Consider the following 12923-nt stretch of genomic DNA (forward strand, 5'->3'; position numbering starts at 1 on the left):
GAGCTATCGGCAGCTCCCGGGCGTTCGAGATCATGCTGACCGGCCGCGACGTCGACGCTGCTGAAGCCGAACGGATCGGCCTGGTGTCCCGCCAGGTTCCGGCCGCCGACTTGCTGCCGACCTGCTATGGCATGGCGGCCCGCATCGCGGCGTTTTCCCGGCCCGGCATCGAATTGACCAAGCGCACGTTATGGACCGGACTGGACGCCAGTACCCTGGAGGGGCACATGCAGGCCGAGGGCCTCGGGCAGCTTTACGTGCGCCTGCTCACCGCGAACTTCGAAGAGGCGGTCGCCGCGCGCGCCGAGCAGCGCGCCCCGGTCTTCACCGACGAGAAGTAGCAGCGCGTCAGGGCGCAAAGGAGTAACCAGGCGTGATCACCGCAACGGACCTCGAGGTCCGCGCCGGCGCGCGTACGCTGCTCCTCGCCGAGGGCCCCGCGCTGCGCGTCCAGCCCGGTGACCGCATCGGTCTGGTCGGCCGCAACGGCGCCGGGAAGACCACCACCCTGCGGATCCTGGCCGGGGAAGGCGACCCCTACGCGGGCACCGTCATGCGCACCGGCGAGGTGGGTTACCTTCCCCAGGACCCGCGGGAGGGAGACCTCGACGTGCTGGCTCGCGACCGGGTGCTGTCCGCACGTGGCCTGGACACCCTGCTGGCCGATCTGGAGAAGCAGCAGGTGCTGATGGCCGAGATGGTCGACGAATCCGAACGCGACCGGGCGGTACGTCGCTACGGACAACTCGAGGAGCGCTTTGCCGCGTTGGGCGGGTACGCCGCCGAGAGTGAAGCGGGGAGGATCTGCGCAAGCTTGGGTCTACCGGATCGGGTGCTGACCCAGCCACTGCGCACCCTCTCGGGCGGACAGCGCCGGCGCGTCGAATTGGCCCGAATCCTCTTCGCCGCCAGCGAGTCCGGCGCCGGATCGTCCACCACCTTGCTGCTCGACGAGCCGACCAACCACCTCGACGCCGACTCCATCAGTTGGTTGCGCGACTTCCTCAGGTCCTACAGTGGCGGCCTGGTGATCATCAGCCACGACGTCGGCCTACTGGCCGAGGTGGTCAATCGTGTGTGGTTCCTCGACGCCGTCCGCGGCGAGGCCGACATCTACAACATGGGCTGGCAGAAGTACCTCGAAGCCCGCGCCACCGACGAACAACGTCGCCGCCGGGAACGCGCCAACGCCGAGAAGAAGGCCTCGGCGCTGCGCGCCCAAGCTGCCAAGCTTGGAGCGAAGGCCACCAAAGCTGTTGCAGCACAGAATATGTTGCGCCGGGCTGAACGGATGATCGCCGAACTCGACGCCGAGAGGGTCGCCGACAAGGTCGCCAAGATCCGGTTCCCGACCCCGGCGCCGTGCGGGAAGACCCCGCTGATGGCCAAGGGGTTGACGAAGAACTACGGCTCGCTCGAGGTGTTCAGCGGAGTCGATCTGGCGATCGACCGCGGGTCGCGAGTGGTGGTGCTCGGGCTTAACGGGGCCGGAAAGACTACGCTGCTTCGGGTGCTCGCCGGAACCGAGACCCCCGACGCCGGGACGATCGAACCCGGACATGGCTGCAAGATCGGCTATTTCGCGCAGGAACACGACACCCTGGACACCAACACGACGGTGTGGGAGAACATCCGGCACGCCGCACCCGATACCGGGGAACAGGATCTGCGCGGATTGCTCGGGGCGTTCATGTTCAGCGGCCCGCAACTCGATCAACCGGCGGGCACGCTGTCCGGTGGGGAGAAGACGAGGCTGGCGCTGGCCGGTCTGGTGGCCTCGACGGCCAACGTGCTGCTGCTCGACGAGCCCACGAACAATCTCGATCCGGCATCCCGGGAACAGGTGCTCGACGCGCTGCGCAGTTACGTCGGCGCAGTCGTACTGGTGACGCACGACCCCGGTGCCGCCGAGGCGCTGGAACCCCAGCGGGTTGTCCTGCTGCCCGATGGCACCGAGGACCACTGGTCAGACGACTACGCCGGCCTGATCGAACTCGCCTGACACACTGACAGGTTGGCGGTTGAGTGAGCCACCGCACACCCAAGAACGGAGCTAGGCGGTCTTACCAGCCCGCAGCATGTTACGCAGCACGTACTGCAGGATGCCGCCGTTGCGGTAGTAGTCGGCCTCGCCGGGGGTGTCGATGCGAACCACCGCGTCGAACTCCACCTTCGAGCCGTCCTCCTTGGTAGCCGTGACGTGCACCGTCTTCGGGGTCTTGCCGGCATTGAGTTCCTCAATGCCGGTGATATCGAAAACCTCGGTGCCGTCCAGCTTGAGCGACACCGCCGATTCACCGGCCGGGAACTGCAGTGGGATAACGCCCATGCCGATCAGGTTCGACCGGTGAATCCGCTCGAAGGATTCGGTGATCACCGCGCGCACTCCCAGCAGGCGGGTGCCCTTGGCCGCCCAGTCCCGCGATGAGCCGGAGCCGTACTCCTTGCCGCCCAACACCACCAGCGGGGTGTTCTCAGCCGCATAGTTCTGGGCTGCGTCGTAGATGAACGCCTGCGGGCCGCCCGGTTGGGTGAAGTCCCGGGTATAGCCGCCGGAAACCCCACCCTCAACAATGGCGTCGAGCAACTGATTGCGCAACCGGATGTTGGCGAAGGTGCCGCGGATCATGACCTCATGGTTGCCTCGGCGTGACCCCAGCGAGTTGAAGTCCGCCGGCAGCACACCGTTGGCTTCCAGGTACTGCGCCGCCGGGGTGCCCTTCTTGATGGCGCCGGCCGGCGAGATGTGGTCGGTGGTCACCGAGTCGCCAAGAAGTGCAAGGACTCTCGCGCCCTTGATGTCGGTGACTGGCTCCGGGTTGGCGGGCATGCCATCGAAGTAGGGCGCCTTGCGGACATAGGTCGACTTCTCATCCCAGGCGAAGGTGTTGCCGGACGGCGTCGGCAGATTGCGCCAGTGCTCGTCGCCCTTGAACACGTCGGCGTAGCTGTCGACGAACATGTCTCGGTCGATCGAGGAGGCGATGGTCTCGTCGATCTCCTTCTGCGAGGGCCAAATGTCCTTGAGGAACACGTCGTCGCCGTTCGCGTCCTTGCCCAGCGGATCGGATTCGAAATCGAAATCCATGGTTCCTGCGATGCCGTAAGCGATCACCAGCGGGGGCGACGCCAGATAGTTCATCTTGACGTCGGGGGAGATCCGACCCTCGAAGTTACGGTTGCCCGACAGCACCGCGGTAACGGCCAGGTCGTGGTCATTGACCGCCTTGGAGATCTCATCCGGAAGCGGCCCGGTATTGCCGATGCAGGTGGTACATCCGTAGCCGCCGAGGTAGTAGCCCAGCTTCTCCAGATAGGGCCACAGACCGGCCTTCTCGTAGTAGTCGGTGACCACCTGAGATCCCGGCGCCATATTCGTCTTGACCCACGGCTTGGTGGTGAGGCCCTTCTCCACGGCCTTCTTGGCCAGCAGTGCGGCCCCGAGCATCACCGACGGGTTGGAGGTGTTGGTGCAGGAGGTTATACCGGCCACCACCACCGCACCATGATCGAGGATGAACTCGCCGCGGTCGGCGGACCTGACGAGGACCGGTTTGCTCGGCCGGCCCGACGAGCCGTAGGCGGCCGAGGGTCGCATATCGTGCGCGCCGTCGTCGGCGAAGGACAGCGCCGCAGAATCACTGGCGGGGAAGGACTCCTCCACGGCCTCGTCGAGTCTGGTCTCCGGCGCCGGGTGGTTCTGCTCGACGTAGTTGTGGATGTCCTTGCGGAACGCGGTCTTGGCGTCGGTCAGTTCAATGCGGTCCTGCGGACGCTTGGGCCCGGCGATCGACGGCACCACCGTCGAGAGATCCAGTTCGAGGTACTCAGAGAACTTCGGCTCATGACCCGGGTCGTGCCACATGCCCTGGGCTTTGGCATAGGCCTCCACCAGAGCCAGTTGCTCCGCGCTTCGACCGGTGAGCCGCAGGTAGTCGATCGTCACCTCGTCGATCGGGAACATCGCTGCGGTGGAACCGAATTCGGGGCTCATGTTGCCCAGCGTCGCGCGGTTGGCCAGCGGCACCTCGGCCACGCCCTTGCCGTAGAACTCCACGAACTTGCCCACCACGCCGTGCTTGCGCAGCATGTCGGTGACGGTGAGCACGACGTCGGTCGCGGTGACGCCCGGCTTGATCTCGCCGGTCAGCTTGAAGCCGACGACGCGGGGGATCAGCATCGAGACCGGCTGTCCCAGCATGGCGGCCTCGGCCTCGATGCCGCCCACGCCCCAGCCCAGGACGCCCAGACCGTTGACCATGGTGGTGTGACTGTCGGTGCCCACGCAGGTGTCCGGGTAGGCCACCCCGTCGCGGACCATCGTCACGCGGGCCAGGTACTCGATGTTGACCTGGTGCACGATGCCCGTCCCCGGCGGCACCACCTTGAAGTCGTCGAAGGCGCCCTGGCCCCAGCGCAGGAATTGATAACGCTCGCCGTTGCGCTGGTACTCCAGGTCGACGTTGCGTTGGAAAGCGCCGGCGTTGCCGAAGAAGTCCAGGATCACCGAGTGGTCGATGACCAACTCGGCCGGCGCCAGCGGGTTGACCTTCTCCGGATCCCCGCCGAGTTGGGTGACCGCCTCCCGCATGGTGGCCAGGTCGACGATGCACGGCACACCGGTGAAGTCCTGCATGATGACCCGGGCCGGGGTGAACTGGATCTCTACACTCGGTTCGGCCGAGGGATCCCAGTTGGCGATCGCCTGGATATGGTCCTGAGTGATGTTCGCGCCGTCCTCGGTCCGCAGCAGGTTCTCGGCGAGCACCTTGAGGCTGTAGGGCAACTTTTCGGTGCCGGGAACCGCGTCGAGGCGGTAAATCTCGTAACTGGCGTCCCCGACCTCGAGAGTGTCGCGGGCCCCAAATGAGTTCAGGGAAGAACTTGCGCTGCTCACATCAACTCCCGGCGTGTGTTTATCTGGGCGGGTCGGTCGGCAGTCGGATCCTATCGGTGCGGTTGGCCCGCCAGGGTCGCCGACCCCACGCTTTCCAGTCTGATCGTCCACGGCGCGTGCTGCCACCCCTGCGTGCCGATCGCGGTACCGTCGGCCCGTGAGCTCCCCGTCTGTGCCCATCTCTGCGCCCGATTTTCTTGCGCCCGATTTTCTTGCGCCCGATTTTCTTGCGCCCGATTTTCTCGCTGGTCTCCCCGGGTACACGCCGACGTTCATCCCGATGGAGGTGTGCACCGCCGTGGACCTGCCGATGACGGTCCCGGTAGCAGACTGCCTCTCGGCGGTCAGGGCTGACCTCGCCGAGGACGGTGTTGCCGCCCCGGCTGCCGACGTTGCGGGTCTGCAGCAGGTGGTCAACGCCGCCCGGGAACGGGGGGTCGACCTGAAGGTTGTGGTCATGCAGGAAAGTCCGATCATCGACACCCCGTTGCGCGATATCGCCACCGCGGTGGGCATGGACAGTCCCGGTTCGACGGTGCTGGTGCTCAGCCCCGGCTGGGCGGGGACGTACAGCACCACCTATGACCGGGTACTGCTGGAAGCCGGTCAGGACGTCGCCAAATTGGCCGATAATCCGGTGCAGGGTGCACAGGCATTCGTGGACCAGTTGAAAACTCCGATATTCGACTGGACTGCATTCACGATCTTCGTTGTTGTGGCGATTGCCGCGGCGGCTGTTGCTACCGGATATCTGCGGCGGTGGGCGCGACGGAGCGACTCGACCCTCCTCTCCCGAGGAAGCTAGCTCCCGAGTAAACGACCTCCAGCAGCGATTTCGCCGAGCGCCGCGATTTCGTGGCAAATCCCTAAGGTTGCTATTCGGTCACACCTGCGGAAATACAACTTTGTAATTCTCCGCGCCGGTTTCCTCTGCGACAGACGTGACGTACGGTTCTGTTGAAGCCATTGTTATCAATGTGGCCAATGTGGCTTTTGTTACTGACGTGACTATCCGCAGCAAGTAGGAGTCGGAGTCGAATGAGTCGTCGTATGAGACCTTCCAGCGGTTCTCGCGCCGTTCGCGCTGCCCGGGCGGTTTGTCCGTTGACCCTCACCGCTGCCATCGCGTTGTCCACGCCCGGTCTGGCGCAGGCAGAGCCGGCCCAGGAGCCCAACAGCCTCGCAGCCCTGGTCGCCGACGTGGCCGAGGCGAACCAGCGCCTGCAGGATGTCGGAGCGCGGGTGCAACTCGAGCAGGAGAGCGTCAACAAGGCGATCGTCGAGGTCCAGGCGGCCCGTGATGCCGCTGCGCTCGCCCGGCAGCAGGTGGATGCCAGCCAGAATGCGGTCAAGGAAGCCGACGCCGCGATCATCGAGGCGCAGCAGCGTTTTGACACCTTCGCCTCGGCGACTTATGTCAACGGCCCGTCCTCGTCGCTGGTTTTGGCGCAAACACCGGACGCGATCATCGCGACCGCCTCAGCCGGGCAGACGCTGGCGCACAGTTCCCAGGAGGTCATGGCAGGACTGCGCCAGGCCAAGACCGCCGCCGTCAACTCCGACGCCGCGGCGAGAGAAGCGAAAACCAAGTCCGACCTTGCCGTCAAGGGTGCACAGGCCAGCCAGGACGCCGCGGTGGCCGCCTTGACGCGGGTCCAGCAATCCTTCCGCGAGCAGCAGGCCGAGATCGATCGGCTCGCCGCCGAACGCACGGTCGCCCAGCAGAAACTGCTGGTGGCGCGGGCCGCGGCTGCGCCGCAGGCCGCCGCCACAGGTGGTGTGCCCGACCCGCAGGCCACTGCTCCGCAGGCTGCCGCCCCGATGGTCGAAGCGGCCGCACCCGCCGCGCCGGCGCCGCGAGCCGCCGCTAATCCCGGCGACTGGGACCGTCGCGCCCCGGGCGCTCCCGCCGTCACCGTTCCCTACGGAGACCCCTCCGAGTGGGACCTCACCCTGCCGGCGGTGCCCAGCGCCTTCCTCTCCGGCGACCCGGTCCAGATCATCAACGCGGTGCTGGGTATCGCGCAGAACTCCTTCCAGGCCACCCAGCAGATGGGTAAGAAATTCCTGCAGCAGTTGGGCATCCTCAAACCCACCGACACCGGGATCACCAACAACGGCGGCATCCCGCTGGTGTACGGCAACCGGGCCATCGAGCACGTCATCAAGCGGGCGCAGTCGCAGATCGGGGTGCCGTACTCCTGGGGCGGCGGCAACGCCGCCGGACCGAGCCGCGGCATCGACGGCGGCGCCAACACCGTCGGGTTCGACTGCTCGGGCCTGGTGCTCTACGCGTTCGCCGGGGCGGGCATCAATCTGCCGCACTATTCGGGCTCGCAGTACAACATGGGTCGCAAGATCCCGGTGGCGCAGATGCGCCGCGGCGATGTGCTCTTCTGGGGGCCCAACGGCAGCCAGCACGTCGCGATTTACCTGGGTAACAACCAGATGATCGAGGCGCCCTACACCGGATCATTCGTCAAGATCTCGCCGGTCCGCACCAGCGGCATGACGCCCTTCGCCGTCCGTTACATCGAGTGGTGAGGACAGTAGTCATGCGTGTGCACACCCGTGTCATCCGCGCCGTCGCGATGCTGTTGGCGGCGGTCTCGCTGTCGGTCGGACTCGCGTCGCCCGCGCACGCCGATGAGTGGGATCCCACCCTGCCCAAGATTCTCAGCGCCGGTGCGCCCGGGGATCCGGTCGCGGTCGCGCAGGCCTCGCTGGCGTTCACCCAGCAGGCTGCCCAGGCCACCATGAACCTGGGTCGCAAGTTCCTGGCTGGACTGGGTATCGGCGGAGGACCCACGGCACTGCCCGGGGGGCGGGTGAGCGGCCCGCAGGCCATCGAATACGTGATCCGTCGCGGTGCCTCCCAGCGCGGTGTGCCCTATTCCTGGGGCGGGGGTGCGATCAATGGACCCAGCGAGGGCGTCGACCACGACGCCGGCAAGGTCGGCTACGACTGCTCGGGCTTCACGCGATACGCCTTCGCCGGTGTCGGCGTGCAGATTCCCAAGTATTCGGGGGACCAGTACAACGCGGGCCGACACATCCCCCCGTCACAGGCCAAGCGCGGTGACCTCATCTTCTACGGCCCCGAGGGCAGCCAGCACGTCGCGATCTACCTGGGGAACAACCAGATGCTGGAGTCTTCCTCGGCGGCCGGGCAGGTGACCGTCGGCCCGGTGCGCACCGCGGGGATGACGCCGTACCTGACGCGCATCATCGAGACCTGACCTCGAGTCGATCCGACCGCCGGGAGACGAGGCGGGGGGAGGAGGCGGGGGGAGGAGTGCCGCGATTCGCTAGCCGGGGTTCCGACGCGCCAGTGACCGCGCCGTCGACGGATTCCGGATCGCCTGGAATAGTTAGGTGCGGGCACCTGCTGCCCGGATGCCAAGTGGGCACGTGGGCGAATCGGCACTGACGTGACCGCCAATAGCTGTGGAGGAAATTCGATGACGTCACCTGGTGGGTCGCTCGCGGGTCCGGGAGGGTACGCAAGCTCGAACACTGCCGCTGTCATTACGGGTGCGGCGACCGCTTCGAGTGGCAACGGTCTGGCCAGCGAGGTGAACACCCTGGAGCGGGCCATCTTCGAGGTAAAGCGGGTCATCGTCGGTCAGGACCAACTCGTCGAGCGCATCCTGGTCGGTCTGCTCGCCAAGGGCCACGTGCTGCTCGAGGGCGTCCCCGGTGTGGCCAAGACGCTCGCGGTCGAGACCTTCGCCCGTGTTGTCGGCGGAACCTTCTCCCGTATCCAGTTCACCCCCGACCTGGTGCCCACCGACATCATCGGCACCCGGATCTACCGCCAGGGTCGTGAGGAGTTCGACATCGAACTGGGTCCGGTGGTGGTGAACTTCCTGCTCGCCGACGAGATCAACCGAGCCCCGGCAAAGGTCCAATCCGCCCTGCTGGAGGTGATGGCCGAGCGCAAGATCTCTATCGGCGGGCAGACCTACCCGCTGCCCAAACCGTTCCTGGTGATGGCCACCCAGAACCCGATCGAGAACGAAGGCGTCTACCCCCTGCCGGAAGCCCAACGCGACCGGTTCCTGTTCAAGATCAACGTCGACTACCCCTCCCCGGAGGAGGAGCGCGAAATCATCTACCGGATGGGAGTCACCCCGCCGGAACCCAAGCCGATTCTGGAGACCGGTGACCTGCTGCGTCTGCAGGAGGTTGCGGCCAACAACTTCGTTCATCACGCCCTGGTGGACTACGTGGTTCGGGTGGTGACCGCCACCCGCCGACCGGAGCAGTTCGGGATGCCTGATGTCAGAGCCTGGATCGCCTACGGCGCCTCGCCGCGCGCCTCGCTGGGCATCATCGCCGCAGCCCGCGCCCTGGCCCTGGTCCGGGGCCGCGACTACGTGGTGCCCCAGGATGTCATCGAGGTGATCCCCGACGTGCTGCGACACCGGTTGGTGCTCACCTACGACGCCCTGGCGGATGACGTCAAGGCAGATGTGGTGATCGGACGCATTCTGCAGACTGTCGCACTGCCGCAGGTGAATGCGGTTCCGCAGCATGGCCATTCGGTTCCACCCGTGGTTCCGCCGCCAGCCGGCCCGGCTGTCTCTCCCGCGGCCGGCGCTAACGCTCGGTGAGCGAGTCGACGTCTGGGTCTGCCGGGCAGGCAGCCGATCAGGTCCAGTCCATCCACCCGCCGTCGTTCGGCCGCGGAGAGATCGTCGACGCCAAGTTGTCGGCTGCGCTGCGACAACTGGAACTGACCGTCAAACGCAAACTGGACGGGGTGTTGCAGGGCAACCACCTAGGTCTGATCCCGGGACCCGGCTCCGAACCGGGCGACTCGCGGCTGTACCAGCCCGGCGACGATGTGCGGCGGATGGACTGGTCGGTGACCGCCCGCACCACCCACCCTCATGTACGGCAGATGATCGCCGACCGAGAATTGGAGACCTGGCTGGTCGTCGACATGTCAGCCAGCCTGGACTTCGGCACCACCGGTTGTGAGAAGCGTGACCTCGCCGTCGGAGCGGCGGCGGCGATCACCTTTCTCAACAGCGGGGGCGGCAACCGGATCGGTGCGGTGATCGCCAACGGCGACCGGATCATCCGCATTCCGGCACGTTCCGGGCGCCAGCACGAGCAGACCCTGCTGCGCGCGATCGCGACCTCTCCGCGCGCACCGTTGGGAGTTCGGGGCGACCTCGCGGTGGCCATCGACGCGCTACGCCGGCCGGAACGCCGCCGCGGAATGGCCGTGATCATCAGCGACTTCCTGGGCCCGATCAACTGGATGCGGCCACTGCGTGCCATCGCCGCCCGGCACGAGGTGCTCGGCGTCGAGGTTCTCGACCCCCGCGACGTGGAACTGCCGGCGGTCGGCGACGTGATCCTGCAGGACACCGAATCAGGGGTGACCCGCGAGTTCACCATTGACGAGCAACTCCGCGACGACTTCGCCCGTGCCGCGGCCGCACACCGCGATGAGGTGTCACGCACGCTGCGCCGATGCGGTGCGCCGCTGATGACTCTGCGTACCGACCGGGACTGGATCGCCGACATCGTGCGGTTCGTCGCCTCGCGGCGCCGCGGCGCGATGGCGGGCGCACAGTGAGCGGGGTTCACCGGTGAAGTTGCCGTTGCTCGGGCCGATGGCCCTGACCGACTTTGCGCACCCCTGGTTCTTTCTGTTCCTGCTGGTGACTGCTGCGCTGGTGGCGCTCTACGTGATCGTCCAGCGGTCACGCAAACAACGCATCTTGCGGTTCGCGAATATGGAACTGCTGGAAAAGGTTGCGCCGCAACGCTCCAACCGGTGGCGGCACCTGCCTGCGATCCTGCTGATCTCCTCGCTGGTGATGCTCACCATTGCGATGGCCGGGCCGCAGAACGACGTCCGGGTTCCGCGCAACCGGGCGGTGGTGATGCTGGTGATCGACGTTTCGCAGTCGATGCGAGCCACCGATGTAGAGCCCAGTCGGCTTGCGGCCGCACAGGAAGCGGCCAAGCAGTTCGCCGACCAGCTGACCCCGGGGATCAACCTGGGGTTGATCTCCTACGCCGGGACTGCCACGGTGCTGGTGTCGCCGACGACCAACCGCGAAGCCACCAAAATCGCCCTGGACAAGCTGCAACTGGCCGACCGCACCGCCACCGGGGAGGGGATCTTCACCGCATTACAGGCCATTGCGACCGTGGGAGCGGTGATCGGCGGCGGTGAGGACGGGGAGAAGCCGCCCGGCCGCATCGTGCTGATGTCTGACGGCAAGGAGACGGTGCCGTCCAACCCGGACAACCCCAAAGGTGCGTTCACCGCAGCCCGCACCGCCAAGGACCAGGGTGTGCCCATCTCAACGGTGTCGTTCGGCACGCCGTACGGCTATGTGGAGATCAACGATCAGCGCCAACCGGTGCCGGTGGACGACGAGATGCTCAAGAAAATCGCCGAACTCTCCGACGGCAGCGCTTACAGCGCCTCGACCCTGGAGCAACTCAAAGAGGTCTTCACCACGCTGCAGGACCAGATCGGATACGAGACCGTCAAGGGCGACGCCAGTGTGGGCTGGCTGCGGTTGGGTTCACTGCTGTTGGCGCTGGCCGCACTGGCCGCATTGCTGATCAACCGCCGGCTGCCCGGCTGATCCTCGTCTTCCGCCCAAACCGCCAGACGGGCGAAAAAGGTCGAGCGAACCGCGCCAAGACGTCACTCTCGGAGTGAGCGTGCCTGATTTCGGACTGATACCGGTGAGGCACTAAGTTGACGGGCATGACCGACACCACCGGAGCCGCGCCGGCGGCGACATCTGCCGGAGCAGCCGCGCCGGCGGCGACATCTGCCGGAGCAGCCGCCGCCGGCGGCAAACCCCCGTTCGTGCCCCGCTCGGTGCTCGTTACCGGCGGAAACCGGGGGATCGGGCTGGCCATCGCCCGTCGGCTTGCCGCTGACGGCCACAAGGTGGCGGTCACGCACCGCGGCTCCGGAGCCCCCGACGGCTTGTTCGGCGTCGTGTGCGACATCACCGATAACGAGGCGGTCGACCGCGCCTTCACCGAGGTCGAGCAGCATCAGGGACCGGTCGAGGTGCTGGTGTCCAATGCCGGCATCACCGCAGATGCCTTCATGATCCGGATGACCGAGGAGCGCTTCGAGAAAGTCATCGACGCCAACCTCACCGGGGCGTTCCGGGTCGCCCAACGAGCTGCGCGCAGCATGCAGAAGACCCGGTTCGGCCGGATGATCTTCGTCGGTTCGGTCTCGGGCATGTGGGGCATCGGCAACCAATCCAACTACGCGGCCTCCAAGGCCGGCCTGATCGGCATGGCTCGCTCGATCTCCCGCGAAATGTCCAAGGCCGGGGTCACGGCGAACGTGGTGGCCCCCGGTCTGATCGACACCGACATGACGCAAGCGATGGACGAACGCGTCCGGCAGGGGGCGTTGGAGTTCATTCCAGCCAAACGCATCGGCACCGCCGACGAGGTCGCCGGCGCGGTCAGCTTCCTGGCTTCCGAAGATGCCGGCTACATCGCGGGTGCGGTGATTCCGGTTGACGGCGGTATGGGAATGGGCCACTGACCGCTCGCGGCGATGCGTAGGCGGCATTGGTAAACGAAAGGACTTTCATGGCAGGGCTTCTCGAGGGCAAACGTGTCCTCGTCACCGGGATCATCACCGACTCCTCGATCGCTTTCCATATCGCCCGGGTCGCGCAGGAAGCCGGTGCGGAGATCGTCTGCACCGGCTTCGACCGGATGCGGTTGATCCAGCGGATCATCGACCGGTTGCCCAACCCCGCGCCGTTGCTCGAACTTGACGTGCAGAACGCCGAACACCTCGACAGCTTGGCGGACCGGATCGCCGAGGTGATCGGGGTCGGTAACAAGCTGGACGGCGTGGTGCACTCGATCGGCTTCATGCCGCCGAGTGGGATGGGTATCAACCCGTTTTTCGACGCCCCCTACGAAGACGTCGCCAAGGGCATCCATATCTCGGCATTCTCCTACGCTTCCCTGGCTAAAGCTGTTCTGCCGATTATGAACCCGGGAG

General features: G+C 66.2%; 11 protein-coding genes. 10 read left to right on the plus strand and 1 reads right to left on the minus strand.

The annotated features are described in order from the left end of the window. Positions 1–341 (plus strand): enoyl-CoA hydratase/isomerase family protein (locus ADBZ5N_RS12550; protein WP_526257812.1); only part of this gene is annotated, 341 nt, incomplete at its 5' end. A 32-nt stretch (positions 342–373) separates the two neighbouring features. Next, entirely contained in the window at positions 374–2002 is a 1629-nt protein-coding gene (locus tag ADBZ5N_RS12555) for an ABC-F family ATP-binding cassette domain-containing protein (protein WP_526257813.1), read from the plus strand. 51 nt (positions 2003–2053) lie between these two features. Here ADBZ5N_RS12555 and ADBZ5N_RS12560 read toward each other — a convergent pair whose 3' ends face one another. Further along, the gene (locus tag ADBZ5N_RS12560) at positions 2054–4897 is read right to left on the minus strand and encodes an aconitate hydratase (RefSeq protein ID WP_526257814.1); all 2844 of its coding nucleotides are present in this window, start codon (positions 4895–4897) and stop codon (positions 2054–2056) included. Between the two features lie 280 nt (positions 4898–5177). Here ADBZ5N_RS12560 and ADBZ5N_RS12565 point away from each other — a divergent pair, with 280 nt between their 5' ends. From ADBZ5N_RS12565 to ADBZ5N_RS12600, 8 genes are all read left to right on the plus strand, one after another. After that, positions 5178–5702 (plus strand): Rv1476 family membrane protein, encoded by a 525-nt coding sequence (locus ADBZ5N_RS12565; RefSeq protein WP_526257821.1) that lies wholly within the window; start codon positions 5178–5180, stop codon positions 5700–5702. A gap of 245 nt (positions 5703–5947) precedes the next feature. After that, complete coding sequence (gene ripA / locus ADBZ5N_RS12570) at positions 5948–7441, plus strand: NlpC/P60 family peptidoglycan endopeptidase RipA (RefSeq protein WP_526257815.1); 1494 nt, start codon at positions 5948–5950, stop codon at positions 7439–7441. 11 nt (positions 7442–7452) lie between these two features. Beyond that, a complete protein-coding gene (gene ripB / locus ADBZ5N_RS12575; RefSeq protein ID WP_526257816.1) occupies positions 7453–8136 on the plus strand; it encodes an NlpC/P60 family peptidoglycan endopeptidase RipB in 684 nt (227 codons plus the stop codon). 222 nt (positions 8137–8358) lie between these two features. Further along, entirely contained in the window at positions 8359–9513 is a 1155-nt protein-coding gene (moxR1, locus tag ADBZ5N_RS12580) for a chaperone MoxR1 (RefSeq protein WP_526257817.1), read from the plus strand. Positions 9514–9563: 50 nt separating this feature from the next. After that, on the plus strand, positions 9564–10490 hold the full coding sequence (locus ADBZ5N_RS12585; protein WP_526257822.1) for a DUF58 domain-containing protein: 927 nt from the start codon (positions 9564–9566) through the stop codon (positions 10488–10490). Positions 10491–10503: 13 nt separating this feature from the next. Further along, positions 10504–11517, plus strand: coding sequence for a vWA domain-containing protein (locus tag ADBZ5N_RS12590; protein WP_526257818.1), 1014 nt, complete (start codon positions 10504–10506; stop codon positions 11515–11517). 125 nt (positions 11518–11642) lie between these two features. Continuing rightward, positions 11643–12452 (plus strand): 3-oxoacyl-ACP reductase FabG1, encoded by an 810-nt coding sequence (fabG1, locus tag ADBZ5N_RS12595; protein ID WP_526257819.1) that lies wholly within the window; start codon positions 11643–11645, stop codon positions 12450–12452. Between the two features lie 47 nt (positions 12453–12499). Continuing rightward, positions 12500–12923, plus strand: a 424-nt coding sequence (locus ADBZ5N_RS12600; RefSeq protein ID WP_526257820.1) for an SDR family oxidoreductase, incomplete at its 3' end; no start/stop codon positions are given.

This window comes from Mycobacterium sp. (assembly GCF_044370595.1).
In the GTDB taxonomy this organism is placed as follows: domain Bacteria; phylum Actinomycetota; class Actinomycetes; order Mycobacteriales; family Mycobacteriaceae; genus Mycobacterium.

What these genes read in the sequence shown, in the direction of transcription:
- ADBZ5N_RS12565 (WP_526257821.1), top strand. Translation starts at nt 5,178, where the DNA reads ATGGAGGTGTGCACCGCCGTGGACCTGCCGATGACGGTCCCGGTAGCA.
- ripA (WP_526257815.1), top strand. Translation starts at nt 5,948, where the DNA reads ATGAGACCTTCCAGCGGTTCTCGCGCCGTTCGCGCTGCCCGGGCGGTT.
- fabG1 (WP_526257819.1), top strand. Translation starts at nt 11,643, where the DNA reads ATGACCGACACCACCGGAGCCGCGCCGGCGGCGACATCTGCCGGAGCA.
- ripB (WP_526257816.1), top strand. Translation starts at nt 7,453, where the DNA reads ATGCGTGTGCACACCCGTGTCATCCGCGCCGTCGCGATGCTGTTGGCG.
- moxR1 (WP_526257817.1), top strand. Translation starts at nt 8,359, where the DNA reads ATGACGTCACCTGGTGGGTCGCTCGCGGGTCCGGGAGGGTACGCAAGC.